The organism is Olleya sp. KKT75 (genome assembly GCF_055635485.1).
The window spans coordinates 3,309,435-3,331,180 of record NZ_CM145759.1 but is presented as its reverse complement, the minus strand read 5'-3'; the positions used below and the strand labels follow the sequence as shown (position 1 = coordinate 3,331,180).

At 36.6% G+C, this 21,746-nt stretch carries 1 protein-coding gene; it reads right to left on the bottom strand.

Translation table 11 applies throughout. The features are described from left to right. Positions 1 to 5: 5 nt before the first annotated feature. Entirely contained in the window at positions 6 to 21,557 is a 21,552-nt protein-coding gene (locus ACZ2G2_RS14885; RefSeq protein WP_470393043.1) for an Ig-like domain-containing protein, read from the bottom strand. Positions 21,558 to 21,746: the final 189 nt, after the last annotated feature.

Below are 21,746 nucleotides of genomic sequence, written 5' to 3'. Positions count from 1 at the left end.
AGTTTTTATTTTGTTCCTAGGTAAAGAGGACCTGCTATTGGTTCGATTCCACTATCTAATATTTTTACTACATAGTAATATGTTCCGTTTGGTAGTCTACCTGCAGATCCAACTGATCCACTTGGACTTTGACCATTCCAATCATTTTGGTAATCTTTAGTTTCGAAAACGATATCACCAAAACGGTTAAATATTTGTAATTCTATTATGAAACCACATTCGTTTAATCCACCAACTGTGAAATACTCGTTATAGTTATCACCATTTGGAGTAACAGCTTTAGATATTTTTAAATCATCTTCTCCACATGGAAGTACTGTACAGTCATCATTAATATTAATAGTTAATTCATATGTGTTTAAACATCCTCCATTTAAAGTTGTGTAAGTAAAGACATAGTCTCCTAGTTCTACTTCAAGAGGATCAAACATTCCATCAACAATTTCTGTACCATTAGTTACAACCGTCCATTCTATAGTTGTATCGGCATCGGTTGGTAAGAATTGGTAAAGATCTATCACCCCATCTTCATTACATCTATCAGCCGTTAATGGTGTAGTAAAGTCTTCTGTAATCACATTAATTGTATGTGTAATTACTGTATCATTACCACAGTCATCAGTAGCTGTCCAAGTCCATACTAAGTTGTAAACTTCTTCATTACCAGTAAATGTTGTAGTTTCTTCAAATGTAATCTGTACATCATTTACAGAACAGTTGTCTTCAAATACTAATACAGGTACTTCAGGAACATTAGAACATATAACACTTGTTGGTAATTCTAAAGGTGTAACTAATGCAGGGCCTGTTGTATCCACTATAGTAACTGTAGCAGTGAATGTACTAGCATTACCAGTAGCATCCGTTAAAGTATATATTACTTCAATTGTTCCGCTAGCACCACAAGTAGATACTAAATTAGCAAAGTCATAATTTGAAGTTACTGTAACGTTATTGTCACATGCATCTGTAGCACAATTTTCAAGAGCTGTAATATTAGTCTCGTTCCATACTTCAGCAAGTAAAGCATTATTGTCACCATCACATTCAATCGTTTCATCTAGAACCGCACAAGTTGAAACGTTAGGCGGAGTAGTATCTTCGATTAAGTCTGTAGTTGTTTGACCTGTAGCTGTTGCTATTTCTCCATTTAGAATCGCTGTAGCTGTTACAGTAGCTGTATTGACAACTTCTGTAGCATCAATATCTGATTGTGTTACTAAATACGTTGCAGTATAAATCCAAGTTTCAGTAGGTTCAAGAATATTGTTACTGTTTACATCACCAGAAACAAATGTTACTGATACAGGCGTCGCTGCATTATCTAGTAATGGGTCTGTTATCACTACATTTTCTAATGATAGAGTACCAGGGTTTGTAACAGTGAATGTATATGTTATTGTTTCACCTACTTCAGTACATTCATTACTATTATCATTATTGAAAACACCAGTTTTAACAATATCAAGTAAAGCTGTAGGCGTACAGAAAGTTACTTCTGTATTATTCTCATCAATCACATAAGTATCCGTAGCAGTTACATCTGTATTACCAAGAATTTCAATACCATCCACAGTTACTGTGTTAGTAATCATTCCAGCATCAACATCCGCTTGCGTTACTGTGTAGTTATTAGCAGTATAGATCCAAGTTTCTGTTGGCTCAATCACACCGTTAGTGTTAGTATCACCAGCAAGTACTAGATCAGCAGTAATATCACCACCTAATAAAGCATCTGTAATAGTTACCGTATTAATAGATACTGTACCCGTATTAGTTACAGTGAAAGTATATGTTACTTCGCTACCAACTACTAAACACGCTTCACCGTTTGCAATTGCAGCGGACTTAACAATGTTTAAACCATTAGTAGGCGTACAGAAAGTTACTTCTGTATTATTCTCATCAATCACATAAGTATCCGTAGCAGTTACATCTGTATTACCAAGAATTTCAATACCATCTACAGTTACTGTGTTAGTAATCATTCCAGCATCAACATCCGTTTGCGTTACTGTGTAGTTATTAGCAGTATAGATCCAAGTTTCTGTTGGCTCAATCACACCGTTAGTGTTAGTATCACCAGCAAGTACTAGATCAGCAGTAATATCACCACCTAATAAAGCATCTGTAATAGTTATTGAGTTAACCGATACTGTACCCGTATTAGTTACAGTGAAAGTATATGTTACTTCGCTACCAACTACTAAACACGCTTCACCGTTTGCAATTGCAGCGGACTTAACAATGTTTAAACCATTAGTAGGCGTACAGAAAGTTACTTCTGTATTATTCTCATCAATCACATAAGTATCCGTAGCAGTTACATCTGTATTACCAAGAATTTCAATACCATCTACAGTTACTGTGTTAGTAATCATTCCAGCATCAACATCAGCTTGCGTTACTGTGTAGTTATTAGCAGTATAGATCCAAGTTTCTGTTGGCTCAATCACACCGTTAGTGTTAGTATCACCCGCAAGTACTAGATCAGCAGTAATATCACCACCTAATAAAGCATCTGTAATAGTTATTGAGTTAACCGATACTGTACCCGTATTAGTTACAGTGAAAGTATATGTTACTTCGCTACCAACTACTAAACACGCTTCACCGTTTGCAATTGCAGCGGACTTAACAATGTTTAAACCATTAGTAGGCGTACAGAAAGTTACTTCTGTATTATTCTCATCAATCACATAAGTATCCGTAGCAGTTACATCTGTATTACCAAGAATTTCAATACCATCTACAGTTACTGTGTTAGTAATCATTCCAGCATCAACATCAGCTTGCGTTACTGTGTAGTTATTAGCAGTATAGATCCAAGTTTCTGTTGGCTCAATCACACCGTTAGTGTTAGTATCACCCGCAAGTACTAGATCAGCAGTAATATCACCACCTAATAAAGCATCTGTAATAGTTATTGAGTTAACCGATACTGTACCCGTATTAGTTACAGTGAAAGTATATGTTACTTCGCTACCAACTACTAAACACGCTTCACCGTTTGCAATTGCAGCGGACTTAACAATGTTTAAACCATTAGTAGGCGTACAGAAAGTTACTTCTGTATTATTCTCATCAATCACATAAGTATCCGTAGCAGTTACATCTGTATTACCAAGAATTTCAATACCATCTACAGTTACTGTGTTAGTAATCATTCCAGCATCAACATCAACTTGCGTTACTGTGTAGTTATTAGCAGTATAGATCCAAGTTTCTGTTGGCTCAATCACACCGTTAGTGTTAGTATCACCCGCAAGTACTAGATCAGCAGTAATATCACCACCTAATAAAGCATCTGTAATAGTTATTGAGTTAACCGATACTGTACCCGTATTAGTTACAGTGAAAGTATATGTTACTTCGCTACCAACTACTAAACACGCTTCACCGTTTGCAATTGCAGCGGACTTAACAATGTTTAAACCATTAGTAGGCGTACAGAAAGTTACTTCTGTATTATTCTCATCAATCACATAAGTATCCGTAGCAGTTACATCTGTATTACCAAGAATTTCAATACCATCTACAGTTACTGTGTTAGTAATCATTCCAGCATCAACATCAGCTTGCGTTACTGTGTAGTTATTAGCAGTATAGATCCAAGTTTCTGTTGGCTCAATCACACCGTTAGTGTTAGTATCACCCGCAAGTACTAGATCAGCAGTAATATCACCACCTAATAAAGCATCTGTAATAGTTATTGAGTTAACCGATACTGTACCCGTATTAGTTACAGTGAAAGTATATGTTACTTCGCTACCAACTACTAAACACGCTTCACCGTTTGCAATTGCAGCGGACTTAACAATGTTTAAACCATTAGTAGGCGTACAGAAAGTTACTTCTGTATTATTCTCATCAATCACATAAGTATCCGTAGCAGTTACATCTGTATTACCAAGAATTTCAATACCATCTACAGTTACTGTGTTAGTAATCATTCCAGCATCAACATCAGCTTGCGTTACTGTGTAGTTATTAGCAGTATAGATCCAAGTTTCTGTTGGCTCAATCACACCGTTAGTGTTAGTATCACCCGCAAGTACTAGATCAGCAGTAATATCACCACCTAATAAAGCATCTGTAATAGTTATTGAGTTAACCGATACTGTACCCGTATTAGTTACAGTGAAAGTATATGTTACTTCGCTACCAACTACTAAACACGCTTCACCGTTTGCAATTGCAGCGGACTTAACAATGTTTAAACCATTAGTAGGCGTACAGAAAGTTACTTCTGTATTATTCTCATCAATCACATAAGTATCCGTAGCAGTTACATCTGTATTACCAAGAATTTCAATACCATCTACAGTTACTGTGTTAGTAATCATTCCAGCATCAACATCAGCTTGCGTTACTGTGTAGTTATTAGCAGTATAGATCCAAGTTTCTGTTGGCTCAATCACACCGTTAGTGTTAGTATCACCCGCAAGTACTAGATCAGCAGTAATATCACCACCTAATAAAGCATCTGTAATAGTTATTGAGTTAACCGATACTGTACCCGTATTAGTTACAGTGAAAGTATATGTTACTTCGCTACCAACTACTAAACACGCTTCACCGTTTGCAATTGCAGCGGACTTAACAATGTTTAAACCATTAGTAGGCGTACAGAAAGTTACTTCTGTATTATTCTCATCAATCACATAAGTATCCGTAGCAGTTACATCTGTATTACCAAGAATTTCAATACCATCTACAGTTACTGTGTTAGTAATCATTCCAGCATCAACATCAGCTTGCGTTACTGTGTAGTTATTAGCAGTATAGATCCAAGTTTCTGTTGGCTCAATCACACCGTTAGTGTTAGTATCACCCGCAAGTACTAGATCAGCAGTAATATCACCACCTAATAAAGCATCTGTAATAGTTATTGAGTTAACCGATACTGTACCCGTATTAGTTACAGTGAAAGTATATGTTACTTCGCTACCAACTACTAAACACGCTTCACCGTTTGCAATTGCAGCGGACTTAACAATGTTTAAACCATTAGTAGGCGTACAGAAAGTTACTTCTGTATTATTCTCATCAATCACATAAGTATCCGTAGCAGTTACATCTGTATTACCAAGAATTTCAATACCATCTACAGTTACTGTGTTAGTAATCATTCCAGCATCAACATCAGCTTGCGTTACTGTGTAGTTATTAGCAGTATAGATCCAAGTTTCTGTTGGCTCAATCACACCGTTAGTGTTAGTATCACCCGCAAGTACTAGATCAGCAGTAATATCACCACCTAATAAAGCATCTGTAATAGTTATTGAGTTAACCGATACTGTACCCGTATTAGTTACAGTGAAAGTATATGTTACTTCGCTACCAACTACTAAACACGCTTCACCGTTTGCAATTGCAGCGGACTTAACAATGTTTAAACCATTAGTAGGCGTACAGAAAGTTACTTCTGTATTATTCTCATCAATCACATAAGTATCCGTAGCAGTTACATCTGTATTACCAAGAATTTCAATACCATCTACAGTTACTGTGTTAGTAATCATTCCAGCATCAACATCAGCTTGCGTTACTGTGTAGTTATTAGCAGTATAGATCCAAGTTTCTGTTGGCTCAATCACACCGTTAGTGTTAGTATCACCCGCAAGTACTAGATCAGCAGTAATATCACCACCTAATAAAGCATCTGTAATAGTTATTGAGTTAACCGATACTGTACCCGTATTAGTTACAGTGAAAGTATATGTTACTTCGCTACCAACTACTAAACACGCTTCACCGTTTGCAATTGCAGCGGACTTAACAATGTTTAAACCATTAGTAGGCGTACAGAAAGTTACTTCTGTATTATTCTCATCAATCACATAAGTATCCGTAGCAGTTACATCTGTATTACCAAGAATTTCAATACCATCTACAGTTACTGTGTTAGTAATCATTCCAGCATCAACATCAGCTTGCGTTACTGTGTAGTTATTAGCAGTATAGATCCAAGTTTCTGTTGGCTCAATCACACCGTTAGTGTTAGTATCACCCGCAAGTACTAGATCAGCAGTAATATCACCACCTAATAAAGCATCTGTAATAGTTATTGAGTTAACCGATACTGTACCCGTATTAGTTACAGTGAAAGTATATGTTACTTCGCTACCAACTACTAAACACGCTTCACCGTTTGCAATTGCAGCGGACTTAACAATGTTTAAACCATTAGTAGGCGTACAGAAAGTTACTTCTGTATTATTCTCATCAATCACATAAGTATCCGTAGCAGTTACATCTGTATTACCAAGAATTTCAATACCATCTACAGTTACTGTGTTAGTAATCATTCCAGCATCAACATCAGCTTGCGTTACTGTGTAGTTATTAGCAGTATAGATCCAAGTTTCTGTTGGCTCAATCACACCGTTAGTGTTAGTATCACCCGCAAGTACTAGATCAGCAGTAATATCACCACCTAATAAAGCATCTGTAATAGTTATTGAGTTAACCGATACTGTACCCGTATTAGTTACAGTGAAAGTATATGTTACTTCGCTACCAACTACTAAACACGCTTCACCGTTTGCAATTGCAGCGGACTTAACAATGTTTAAACCATTAGTAGGCGTACAGAAAGTTACTTCTGTATTATTCTCATCAATCACATAAGTATCCGTAGCAGTTACATCTGTATTACCAAGAATTTCAATACCATCTACAGTTACTGTGTTAGTAATCATTCCAGCATCAACATCAGCTTGCGTTACTGTGTAGTTATTAGCAGTATAGATCCAAGTTTCTGTTGGCTCAATCACACCGTTAGTGTTAGTATCACCAGCAAGTACTAGATCAGCAGTAATATCACCACCTAATAAAGCATCTGTAATAGTTATTGAGTTAACCGATACTGTACCCGTATTAGTTACAGTGAAAGTATATGTTACTTCGCTACCAACTACTAAACACGCTTCACCGTTTGCAATTGCAGCCGACTTAACAATGTTTAAACCATTAGTAGGTGTACAGAAAGTTACTTCTGTATTATTCTCATCAATCACATAAGTATCCGTAGCAGTTACATCTGTATTACCAAGAATTTCAATACCATCTACAGTTACTGTGTTAGTAATCATTCCAGCATCAACATCAGCTTGCGTTACTGTGTAGTTATTAGCAGTATAGATCCAAGTTTCTGTTGGCTCAATCACACCGTTAGTGTTAGTATCACCCGCAAGTACTAGATCAGCAGTAATATCACCACCTAATAAAGCATCTGTAATAGTTATTGAGTTAACCGATACTGTACCCGTATTAGTTACAGTGAAAGTATATGTTACTTCGCTACCAACTACTAAACACGCTTCACCGTTTGCAATTGCAGCGGACTTAACAATGTTTAAACCATTAGTAGGCGTACAGAAAGTTACTTCTGTATTATTCTCATCAATCACATAAGTATCCGTAGCAGTTACATCTGTATTACCAAGAATTTCAATACCATCTACAGTTACTGTGTTAGTAATCATTCCAGCATCAACATCAGCTTGCGTTACTGTGTAGTTATTAGCAGTATAGATCCAAGTTTCTGTTGGCTCAATCACACCGTTAGTGTTAGTATCACCAGCAAGTACTAGATCAGCAGTAATATCACCACCTAATAAAGCATCTGTAATAGTTACCGTATTAATAGATACTGTACCCGTATTAGTTACAGTGAAAGTATATGTTACTTCACTACCAACTACTAAACACGCCTCACCGTTTGCAATTGCAGCCGACTTAACAATGTTTAAACCATTAGTAGGTGTACAGAAAGTTACTTCTGTATTATTCTCATCAATCACATAAGTATCCGTAGCAGTTACATCTGTATTACCAAGAATTTCAATACCATCTACAGTTACTGTGTTAGTAATCATTCCAGCATCAACATCAGCTTGCGTTACTGTGTAGTTATTAGCAGTATAGATCCAAGTTTCTGTTGGCTCAATCACACCGTTAGTGTTAGTATCACCCGCAAGTACTAGATCAGCAGTAATATCACCACCTAATAAAGCATCTGTAATAGTTATTGAGTTAACCGATACTGTACCCGTATTAGTTACAGTGAAAGTATATGTTACTTCGCTACCAACTACTAAACACGCTTCACCGTTTGCAATTGCAGCGGACTTAACAATGTTTAAACCATTAGTAGGCGTACAGAAAGTTAACTCTGTGTTGTTTTCATCAATTACGTATGTATCATTTGCTTCTATGCTTGTTGTTCCGTCAGGCTCTAATCCGCTTACTGTAACACTGTTCGTGATTATACCGGTATCAACGTCCTCTTGTGTTACGGTATAATTTGGAGCTGTATAAACCCAAGTTTCAGAAGGATCAAGTAAACCATCGTTATTGGTGTCTCCTGTCAAAGTTACATCAGCAGTAATATCACCACCTAATAACGTATCAGCAATTGTTATAGAGTTAATAAGTAAATCACCAGGATTTGTAACTGTGAATATGTATGTTACTAAATCTCCAGCTACAATACAGTCATTTCCATTAGCATTAACCGCAGATTTCACAACATTTAATCCTGCTAAACCATCAATTGTAATATAAACTGTAGCTGTATCACAAGCTTGGTCAGTGTTATCATCACAAATAGTATAAGTGAAAGAATCTGTACCAGAAAACCCTGGGTTAGGAGTATAAGTAAAGTCACCGTTTTCTTCTATAGTCACTATTCCATTAGTAGGGTCTGTATTAGCAGTTACTATTTGATTATCCCCTTCAATATCATTATCATTTACTAATACATTAGCTACTAAATCAGTTGTTGGTGTTGTAAAGTATGCATCATCATTAGCATTAGTTGTATTAGGCGAATCAGTAGGTTGTACAGTTACTGTTACAGTTGCAGTATCACAAAGTGCAGGATTAGCATCATCACATATAGTGTAAGTAAAAGTATCCTCACCAATAAATCCATCATTAGGAGTATAGATAATTTCACCTGTAGGACTAATAGTAACTGTTCCGTTATCCGGAGTAGTCGTATTAGTTACAGTAATTGTATCACCATCAGGATCAAAATCGTTAGAAATTACAGGAATAGTAATCGGTGTTCCTTCTGGAGTTGTCGCAGTATCAGCGTTAGCGATAGGCGCTTCATTTTCAGGACCACTTACCGGTAATACTTCAATGTATACAGTAGCTGTATCACATGCTTGTGGGTTACCATCATCACAGATTGTGTACGTGAAAGTATCCTCACCAGTAAATCCAGCGTTAGGAGTATAAGTATAGTTACCAGCAGCATCAATAGTTACTGTTCCGTTAGCAGGATCAGTATTAGCAGTTACTGTTTGGTTATCACCTTCAAAATCTTCATCATTAGTTAATACATTACCAGTTACCGGTTGGTCTTGGAATGTATTATTAATATCTGCGATAGCATCAGTAGTATTAGCAATACCACCCACTGTAATATATACTGTAGCTGTATCACAAGCTTGGTCAGCATTATCATCACAAATAGTATAAGTGAAAGAGTCCGCACCAGAGTACCCAGGGTTAGGCGTATAAGTAAAGTCACCAGAAGGAGACATTGTTACAGTACCATTAGTTGGGTTTGTATTAGCAGTTACTGATTGATTATCACCTTCAATATCATTATCATTTACTAATACGTTTTCTGTTACATCAGCTCCAGGAGTTGTAGTATAGGCATCATCATTAGCATTAGTTGTATTAGGCGAATCAGTAGGTTGCACAGTTACTGTTACAGTTGCAGTATCACAAAGTGCAGGATTAGCATCATCACATATAGTGTAAGTAAAAGTATCCTCACCAATAAATCCATCATTAGGAGTATAGATAATTTCACCTGTAGGACTAATAGTAACTGTTCCGTTATCCGGAGTAGTCGTATTAGTTACAGTAATTGTATCACCATCAGGATCAAAATCGTTAGAAATCACAGGAATAGTAATCGGTGTTCCTTCTGGAGTTGTCGCAGTATCAGCGTTAGCGATAGGTGCTTCATTTTCAGGACCACTTACCGGTAATACTTCAATGTATACAGTAGCTGTATCACATGCTTGTGGGTTACCATCATCACAGATTGTGTAAGTGAAAGTATCCTCACCAGTAAATCCAGCGTTAGGAGTATAAGTATAGTTACCAGCAGCATCAATAGTTACTGTTCCGTTAGCAGGATTTGTATTAGCAGTTACTGTTTGATTATCACCTTCAAAATCTTCATCATTAGTTAATACATTACCAGTTACCGGTTGGTCTTGGAATGTATTATTAATATCTGCGATAGCATCAGTAGTATTAGCAATACCACCCACTGTAATATATACCGTAGCTGTATCACAAGCTTGGTCAGCATTATCATCACAAATAGTATAAGTGAAAGAGTCCGCACCAGAGTACCCAGGGTTAGGCGTATAAGTAAAGTCACCAGAAGGAGACATTGTTACAGTACCATTAGTTGGTTGTGTGTTAGCAGTTACTGATTGATCATCACCTTCGATATCATTATCATTTACTAATACGTTTTCTGTTACATCAGCTCCAGGAGTTGTTGTATAGGCATCGTCATTAGCATTAGTTGTATTAGGCGAATCTGTAGGTTGTACCGTTACAGTTACAGTTGCCGTATCACAAAGAGCAGGATCAGCATCATCACATATAGTGTAAGTAAAAGTATCCTCACCAATAAATCCATCATTAGGCGTATAAATAATTTCACCTGTAGGACTAACCGTTACCGTTCCGTTATCTGGAGTCGTTGTATTAGTTACAACTATTGTATCACCATCTGGATCAAAATCGTTAGATATTACAGGAATAGTAATCGGTGTTCCTTCTGGCGTTGTCGCAGTATCAGCGTTAGCGATAGGCGCTTCATTTTCAGGACCACTTACAGGTAATACTTCAATGTATACAGTAGCTGTATCACATGCTTGTGGGTTACCATCATCACAGATTGTGTACGTGAAAGTATCTTCACCAGTAAATCCAGGATTAGGGATATAAGTATAGTTACCAGCATCATCGATAGTTACTGTTCCGTTAGCAGGATCAGTATTAGCAGTTACTGTTTGGTTATCACCTTCAAAATCTTCATCATTAGTTAATACATTACCAGAAACTTCTTCATCTTGGAATGTATTATTAATATCTGCGATAGCATCAGTAGTATTAGCAATACCACCCACTGTAATATACACTGTAGCCGTATCACAAGCTTGATCATCATTATCATCACAAATAGTATAAGTGAACGAGTCTGCACCAGAATATCCAGGGTTAGGCGTGTAAGTAAAGTCACCGTTATCCTCTATAGTTACAATACCATTAATAGGGTCTGTATTAGCAGTTACTATTTGATTATCCCCTTCAATATCATTATCATTTACTAATACGTTTTGTGTTACATCAGCTCCAGGAGTTGTTGTATACGCATCATCATTAGCATTAGTTGTGTTAGGCGAATCAGTAGGTTGTACAGTTACTGTTACAGTTGCAGTATCACAAAGTGCAGGATTAGCATCATCACATATAGTGTAAGTAAAAGTATCCTCACCAATAAATCCATCATTAGGAGTATAGATAATTTCACCTGTAGGACTAATAGTAACTGTTCCGTTATCCGGAGTAGTCGTATTAGTTACAGTAATTGTATCACCATCAGGATCAAAATCGTTAGAAATTACAGGAATAGTAATCGGTGTTCCTTCTGGAGTTGTCGCAGTATCAGCGTTAGCGATAGGCGCTTCATTTTCAGGACCACTTACCGGTAATACTTCAATGTATACAGTAGCTGTATCACATGCTTGTGGGTTACCATCATCACAGATTGTGTACGTGAAAGTATCCTCACCAGTAAATCCAGCGTTAGGAGTATAAGTATAGTTACCAGCAGCATCAATAGTTACTGTTCCGTTAGCAGGATCAGTATTAGCAGTTACTGTTTGGTTATCACCTTCAAAATCTTCATCATTAGTTAATACATTACCAGTTACCGGTTGGTCTTGGAATGTATTATTAATATCTGCGATAGCATCAGTAGTATTAGCAATACCACCCACTGTAATATATACTGTAGCTGTATCACAAGCTTGGTCAGCATTATCATCACAAATAGTATAAGTGAAAGAGTCCGCACCAGAGTACCCAGGGTTAGGCGTATAAGTAAAGTCACCAGAAGGAGACATTGTTACAGTACCATTAGTTGGGTTTGTATTAGCAGTTACTGATTGATTATCACCTTCAATATCATTATCATTTACTAATACGTTTTCTGTTACATCAGCTCCAGGAGTTGTAGTATAGGCATCATCATTAGCATTAGTTGTATTAGGCGAATCAGTAGGTTGCACAGTTACTGTTACAGTTGCAGTATCACAAAGTGCAGGATTAGCATCATCACATATAGTGTAAGTAAAAGTATCCTCACCAATAAATCCATCATTAGGAGTATAGATAATTTCACCTGTAGGACTAATAGTAACTGTTCCGTTATCCGGAGTAGTCGTATTAGTTACAGTAATTGTATCACCATCAGGATCAAAATCGTTAGAAATCACAGGAATAGTAATCGGTGTTCCTTCTGGAGTTGTCGCAGTATCAGCGTTAGCGATAGGTGCTTCATTTTCAGGACCACTTACAGGTAATACTTCAATGTATACAGTAGCTGTATCACATGCTTGTGGGTTACCATCATCACATATTGTGTAGGTGAAAGTATCTTCACCAGTAAATCCAGGATTAGGCTCATAAGTATAGTTACCAGCATCATCAATAGTTACTGTTCCGTTAGCAGGATCAGTATTAGCAGTTACTGTTTGATTATCACCTTCAAAATCTTCATCATTAGTTAATACATTACCAGTTACCGGTTGGTCTTGGAATGTATTATTAATATCTGCGATAGCATCAGTAGTATTAGCAATACCACCCACTGTAATATATACTGTAGCTGTATCACAAGCTTGGTCAGCATTATCATCACAAATAGTATAAGTGAAAGAGTCCGCACCAGTATACCCAGGGTTAGGCGTGTAAGTAAAGTCACCAGAAGGAGACATTGTTACAGTACCATTAGTTGGGTTTGTATTAGCAGTTACTGATTGATTATCACCTTCAATATCATTATCATTTACTAATACGTTTTCTGTTACATCAGCTCCGGGAGTTGTAGTATAGGCATCATCATTAGCATTAGTTGTATTAGGCGAATCGGTAGGTTGCACAGTTACTGTTACAGTTGCAGTATCACAAAGTGCAGGATTAGCATCATCACATATAGTGTAAGTAAAAGTATCCTCACCAATAAATCCATCATTAGGAGTATAGATAATTTCACCTGTAGGACTAATAGTAACTGTTCCGTTATCCGGAGTAGTCGTATTAGTTACAGTAATTGTATCACCATCAGGATCAAAATCGTTAGAAATTACAGGAATAGTAATCGGTGTTCCTTCTGGAGTTGTCGCAGTATCAGCGTTAGCGATAGGCGCTTCATTTTCAGGACCACTTACCGGTAATACTTCAATGTATACAGTAGCTGTATCACATGCTTGTGGGTTACCATCATCACATATTGTGTAGGTGAAAGTATCTTCACCAGTAAATCCAGGATTAGGCTCATAAGTATAGTTACCAGCATCATCAATAGTTACTGTTCCGTTAGCAGGATCAGTATTAGCAGTTACTGTTTGATTATCACCTTCAAAATCTTCATCATTAGTTAATACATTACCAGTTACCGGTTGGTCTTGGAATGTATTATTAATATCTGCGATAGCATCAGTAGTATTAGCAATACCACCCACTGTAATATATACTGTAGCTGTATCACAAGCTTGGTCAGCATTATCATCACAAATAGTATAAGTGAAAGAGTCCGCACCAGTATACCCAGGGTTAGGCGTGTAAGTAAAGTCACCAGAAGGAGACATTGTTACAGTACCATTAGTTGGGTTTGTATTAGCAGTTACTGATTGATTATCACCTTCAATATCATTATCATTTACTAATACGTTTTCTGTTACATCAGCTCCGGGAGTTGTAGTATAGGCATCATCATTAGCATTAGTTGTATTAGGCGAATCGGTAGGTTGCACAGTTACTGTTACAGTTGCAGTATCACAAAGTGCAGGATTAGCATCATCACATATAGTGTAAGTAAAAGTATCCTCACCAATAAATCCATCATTAGGAGTATAGATAATTTCACCTGTAGGACTAATAGTAACTGTTCCGTTATCCGGAGTAGTCGTATTAGTTACAGTAATTGTATCACCATCAGGATCAAAATCGTTAGAAATTACAGGAATAGTAATCGGTGTTCCTTCTGGAGTTGTCGCAGTATCAGCGTTAGCGATAGGCGCTTCATTTTCAGGACCACTTACCGGTAATACTTCAATGTATACAGTAGCTGTATCACATGCTTGTGGGTTACCATCATCACAGATTGTGTATGTGAAAGTATCCTCACCAGTAAATCCAGCGTTAGGAGTATAAGTATAGTTACCAGCAGCATCAATAGTTACTGTTCCGTTAGCAGGATTTGTATTAGCAGTTACTGTTTGATTATCACCTTCAAAATCTTCATCATTAGTTAATACATTACCAGTTACCGGTTGGTCTTGGAATGTATTATTAATATCTGCGATAGCATCAGTAGTATTAGCAATACCACCCACTGTAATATATACTGTAGCTGTATCACAAGCTTGGTCAGCATTATCATCACAAATAGTATAAGTGAAAGAGTCCGCACCAGTATACCCAGGGTTAGGCGTGTAAGTAAAGTCACCAGAAGGAGACATTGTTACAGTACCATTAGTTGGGTTTGTATTAGCAGTTACTGATTGATTATCACCTTCAATATCATTATCATTTACTAATACGTTTTCTGTTACATCAGCTCCGGGAGTTGTAGTATAGGCATCATCATTAGCATTAGTTGTATTAGGCGAATCGGTAGGTTGCACAGTTACTGTTACAGTTGCAGTATCACAAAGTGCAGGATTAGCATCATCACATATAGTGTAAGTAAAAGTATCCTCACCAATAAATCCATCATTAGGAGTATAGATAATTTCACCTGTAGGACTAATAGTAACTGTTCCGTTATCCGGAGTAGTCGTATTAGTTACAGTAATTGTATCACCATCAGGATCAAAATCGTTAGAAATTACAGGAATAGTAATCGGTGTTCCTTCTGGAGTTGTCGCAGTATCAGCGTTAGCGATAGGTGCTTCATTTTCAGGACCACTTACCGGTAATACTTCAATGTATACAGTAGCTGTATCACATGCTTGTGGGGTACCATCATCACAGATTGTGTACGTGAAAGTATCCTCACCAGTAAATCCAGCGTTAGGAGTATAAGTATAGTTACCAGCAGCATCAATAGTTACTGTTCCGTTAGCAGGGTCAGTATTAGCAGTTACTGTTTGGTTATCACCTTCAAAATCTTCATCATTAGTTAATACATTACCAGTTACCGGTTGGTCTTGGAATGTATTATTAATATCTGCGATAGCATCAGTACAGTTAATAAGTATTTCAGTAGTTACTGTTGTTGTACATCCATTAGCATCTACTACTGTTATTGTGTAGTTAGCTTCAGGTAAGCTAGCAAATGTACCATCTGTTTGGTAGTTAGCTCCACCGTCTATAGAATAGGAGTAAGGAGCAATACCTCCGGCACCTTCTATTATAATTGTACCTAAACCTTCACAAACAATATCTGTTTGAGTTGTAATAGTTGCAGAAACACTAGTTGCAGGTTCTAATATTGTTGCTGATTGTGTTGTTTCACAACCTTTAGAATCCGTAATAGTTACAGTATAAGTACCAGCAACTACATTAATTAAATCTTCAGTAGTTGAAGCGTTAGTGTCATTCCATAAAAAAGTATAACCTCCATTACCACCATTAACCGCTAAGTCTAAAGAGCCAGTAGCATCATCCTTACATAGTATGTTAGAAACAGCAATAGCAGAACTTAAGATGTTTGGTTCGTTAATTGTTATCGTTGTACTTGTAGTACATTGTGTTACAGTATCCGTTACTGTTATAGTGTAATCTCCAGCAGGTAAATTGCTAACAGAAGTTGTCGTATTAGGAATAGTATCCCAACTATAATTAAAGTTTCCAGATCCACCAGTTACGGTAGCTGTTATACTTCCATTGCTTTCGCCAAAACATATTGCAGGATTAGAAGCACCTGTTACAGATAGATTATTACAAGTCCCCGGGTTAACAGTTACTGTAGTAGAATCTGTACAACCATTAGCATCGGTAACAGTTATAGTATAATCTCCGGCACTTAATCCTGAGATTGCATTTGTAGTTTCTCCTCCAGGAGACCAAGAATAACTATAAGGTTCAACACCTCCAGTAACCACAGCTGTCGCTGTACCGTCACCTGTAGTTGGTCCAGACTCATCCGTTGTTGTAGCTGTTACGTCTAGCGCATTACTTGGTTCTGTAATAGCAATTGTTTCTTCCACCGCTTGACATACGGTCCCATCAATCGTTACACTTACAGAATATACACCTGAAGATAAACTAGCTAATGTACTAGATGTTACAGCTGTATCAGTTTGTACGTCAGAAACCCCATCGTTCCAAACAAAAGTAAAAGTAGCACTTGGATTAGCATCAGAGTTAGCTGTTACCGTTCCAGAACCAGTTGTGTCACCTGTACAAAGTACATCGGTAACATTTGTAATTGCAATTTCTGCATCACAAGTATTAACACATTCAATTACTATACTTTGAGTTATTGTACAATTATTAGCGTCCGTTATAGTTACACTGTGAGTTCCATCAGATAATCCTGTAGCATTTGCAGTCGTTTGACTTCCAGCAGAAGCACTCCATAGGTATGTGTAATTTGCTGTACCACCAGATACTATGGCAGTAGCTTCACCGTTAGAACAACCTTGTGCAGTTGTCGCATCTACTTTAGTTATATTTAAACTTAAAGCAGAAGTAGGTTCAGTAATTGTAGCGCCAATAGATGTAGTACAGTCGTTAGCATCTGTAATAGTTACATTATATGCACCAGCTATTACATTTGATAAATCTTGACTAGTTGAATTACTTACATCATTCCAAACATATGTATAAGGAGCTGTTCCTCCTGTTACTGTAATATTAATACTTCCGGTTGCTTCACTGTTACATAATACATTTGTAACACTTGTTATTGAAGCTTCTAAAGCAGCTGTAGGTTCTGTTATTGTAATCGGTTGATTAAATGTACATCCATTTGCATCTAATACGATAACAGTATAATTTCCTTCTAAAAGATCATTAAAAGTTCCTGAAGTCACATAATTAACACCATTATCTATAGAGTAGGTGTAAGGCGTAATACCACCCGCACCTTCAACAGTTACTGTTGCAGAATTAGTACCAAAGCAATCCACGTTAGTTTGACTTGTAATTGAAGCTGAAACAACAGCAGCAGGTTCTAATATTGTTGCAGAGTTTGTTGTTTCACAACCTTTAGAATCCGTAATAGTTACAGTATAAGTACCAGCAACTACATTAATTAAATCTTCAGTAGTTGAAGCATTAGTGTCATTCCATAAAAATGTATAACCACCATTACCACCATTAACAGCTAAATCAAGAGATCCAGTAGCGTCGCCTTTACATAATATATTAGTAACTGCTATCGCCGAACTTAAAACATTAGGTTCGTTTATTGTTATAGTTGTGTTTGTAGTACATAAAGTTACATTATCTATAACTGTAATAGTATAATCTCCAGCAGGTAAATTGCTAACAGAAGTCGTCGTATTAGAAATAGTATCCCAAGAGTAACTAAAGTTTCCAGATCCACCAGTTACAGTAGCTGTTATACTACCATTACTTTCTCCAAAACATATTGCAGGATTAGAAGATCCTGTTACAGATAGATTATTACAAGACCCTGGGTTTACAGTTACACATGTAGTATCTGTACAACCATTAGCATCGGTTACAGTTACACAGTATTCTGCTGCACTAAGCCCTGTAAGAGCATCAGTAGTTTCTCCATTAGGAGTCCAAGAATAAGTATAAGGAGCTACACCGCCAGTTACTATTGCAGTAGCAGTACCATCACCAGTGGTAGGACCAGACTCATCAGTAGTTGTAGCAGTAACATTTAAAGCATTACTAGGTTCTGTAATAGCAATAGTTTTAGCAACAGCTTGACAAACTGTTCCATCAATTGTTACGCTTACAGAATATACACCAGCAGATAAATTGGCTAATGTACTAGAAGTTACAGCTGTATCAGTTTGTACGTCAGAATTTCCATCGTTCCAAACAAAAGTAAAAGTAGCACTTGGATTAGCATCAGAGTTAGCTGTTACCGTTCCTGCACCAGTTGTGTCACCTGTACAAAGTACATCGGTAACATTTGTAATTGCAATTTCTGCATCACACGTATTAACACATTCTATTACTATACTTTGAGTTATAGTACAATTATTAGCATCTGTAACAGTTACACTATGCGTTCCATCAGATAATCCTGTTACTGAAGCAGTAGTTGCACTACCTGCAGATGCACTCCATAAATAAGTGTAATTTGCTGTACCACCAGATACAATTGCAGTAGCTTGTCCATTTGCACAACCTTGGGCAGTTGTAGCATCTACTTTTGTTATGTTTAAACTAAGAGGACTAGAAGGTTCAGAGATTGTAGCTCCAACACTTGTAGTACATCCATTGTCGTCTGTAATTGTTACATTATATGCACCAGCTAAAACATTTGATAAATCTTGACTAGTTGAATTACTTACATCATTCCAAACATATGTATAAGGAGCTGTTCCTCCTGTTACTGTAATATCAATACTTCCGGTTGCTTCACTGTTACATAATACATTTGTTACAGTTGCGATAGTAGCTCCTAAAACAGGTTGTGTTACGGTTAACGTTTGTATGTGCTCTGTTGTAAGATTACATTCATCAGTTGCAGTCCAAGTCCTTGTAATTGTTATTGTTCCAGTACAAATATCACCCGTAGTAGTTTCACTAAAAGTAACATCAGCATCTCCGCAATTATCTGTAGCAGTTAATGTTGGAGCAGTAGGAATAGCATCATAATCTACAGTATCATTAGCAGGTAAATTTTCATTAAAAGTAGGAGGGGTCGTATCTTCTATAGTTAATATTCCTGTTATTAGTGTAATATTTCCACAATCATCAATTACGGAGTATTCAGCTTCTATTGTCCCACCTCCACAAGCGTTTGCTACAAAATCAGAATAATTAAAATCTGAAGTTACATTGTTTGCAGAGTCCGTGTTACAATCATCAGTACCACAGATTCTTAATGCTGCTATGTTAGCATTATTCCATTGGAAAGCTTCAGATTGATTTGAAACATTATCACATTCTATAGTCTTATTAATGTCTGCGCAATTGGCTAAATCTGGACCTGTTGTGTCTTCTATAGTTATTGTTGCACTTGTTGTTGATGTATTATTACATTCATCTTTAACAGTATAAGTTACAGTTATACTACCACTAGTTCCACAATCATATATAAAATTAGAGTAAACATAGTTAGACGTTACCACTAGGTCTGCAGAGTCAGTACAATTATCGGTACTACAATTTTGTAATAAGTTAATATTATCAGTATTCCAAGTATCTATTATAGTTTTGTTATCAGAACTTGAGCACTCTTCGTTTGTTTGTGCAATTAGGTTACAACTAGATAAATCAGGTGCGGTAGTATCCTTAATTGTAATTGTAGTAATAGCAGTTGAAGTATTACCACAATCATCTGTTGCAGTAAAAGTTCTACGAACTACTATAGTACAATTAGCGTTAGATGTTATAGTATCTATATAAGTTACAGATTGTACTTGTGTATCATCTGATGTATTATAATTTGAAAGTGTACCAAAAGTAGTAAGGACATTATTAGAAACTGAAGTACTATAATTAAACTCAGTATTAGTAGCTGTTATATCGTTTGCATTACAACCTTCTATACTTAATGTACTAGGTACTGTAATTACAGGGTTAGCATTGTCTTGAGAACCAACAATAATATTATCCATGTAAGCCTCGCAACCGTTTGTGTCTGTTACTAAAACACTATAGGTTCCGGTTGGAACGTTATTTAGGTCTTGTGTTAGAGCACTGTTACTCCATGCGTAAGTATATGGACTTGTACCACCAGAAATTGTAATGTCAATAGCTCCGGTATTTCCGGTATCACATGCAGCATTAGTTAAGGCAACATTAGATATCTCTAAAGCACTATTAATTGTTGTAGATGTAAAGCTAGTACACCCAAGTGTGTTAGAGACTAATACAGTATAACTCCCTGGTGCTAAATTATTAAATGTTGGAGAACTTTGATAAGGACTTCCATTAATAGAGTAGGTGTATTGACTTCCAACAGGGGACGTCACCGTAATGGTACTAGTATCATTAGTATTATTACAACTTATATCTAAAACAGGACTAGCAGGTAAAGGTTGATAATTTAACGTAACTGTTGCTATATCACAAACGGATTGGTTTGGTGCAGGTAGACATACTTGATATTGAAAAGTAACAGTTCCTGTAAAACCAGGTGTTGGTACATAACTGTAATTTCCGTTTGAAGCTAAAGAAAAAGATTGCCCAGCTGGACTAGGTCCAGATATTAAAGTGTATGTAGAGTTATCTGGTGCAGTTGCTATTTCGCTTAATTCACCTCTAGCGGTATCATTTACACACTCTTCGAAATCGCCATCAAGTGCATATTTTTGAAGTAGAAAAAATTTACCATCACCATGATCTCGTGTTGCAGCAACAAATTCTATCTTAGTAATTTTAGATCCTGTAGGAGCAATAGAGTTTAAATAAAATAATCCAATACCAATAGTTTGTCCGTTTTCATTACAACGTCCAGACCTCCAATAGTCAGAGTTGTTTGCAGGAACTCCAAAAGTACAATCTCTATAATCACCAGTATTTCTAACAAATGTATTTCCTAATTGTTGCTCTGGACCTCCACCAACTGGTGTACCCCATACTTCAACATAAAAACAGTTGTTTCCACCTCTTTCTGTAACCGCCAAAATACCACCTTGATTAGATGGTATAGGATTACTATAAAAAATAGTTTGTCTTTGCGCATTGGAAACTTCTGCTTTGGTAAAATTACCACACATATTTTCTCCATTTGGATTGGCAGTAAAATAATGATTCAAGTTTTTGTCTTGAAAAGCACTCAATGCTTTAGTGTTCCAGTTTGGGTCACTACTTGTATTTGCTAAAGTAGTTCCATTTTCAAGAATCATGTTTGGAGAGTTTCCGTCAGGACCTAGAATTGTCATCTCATAAGATGTCGGTACAACAAACGTATTATATACGTCTCCGTTTACAGTAACAGAACTTATTGTAGCTGGATTACTAATACCAGCATTTTGATTATCCGACCACTGAAAGGTAACTCCAGTTTGAATCGATGGTGATTGTGTTTGCGCAAATGCAAAACAACTAAACATCAATCCGATTAGCACAGCTAACACTGATTTTGAATATTTCAAATTATTTTCTATTTTTCTCAAAATTTATAATTTTTTAACTTATATCTTATTTTTTTTGTAAAATCTATAACAAACACAAAACCACCGACCGCATTAAGCTGTAAGTGTATTACGATTAAATAGTAAAAGAGAATGTTGTATTCCCATAACATTATATGTCTTTACTGCGTTATATTATATTTTTAACTAATCATTTCAGCCAAAATATGC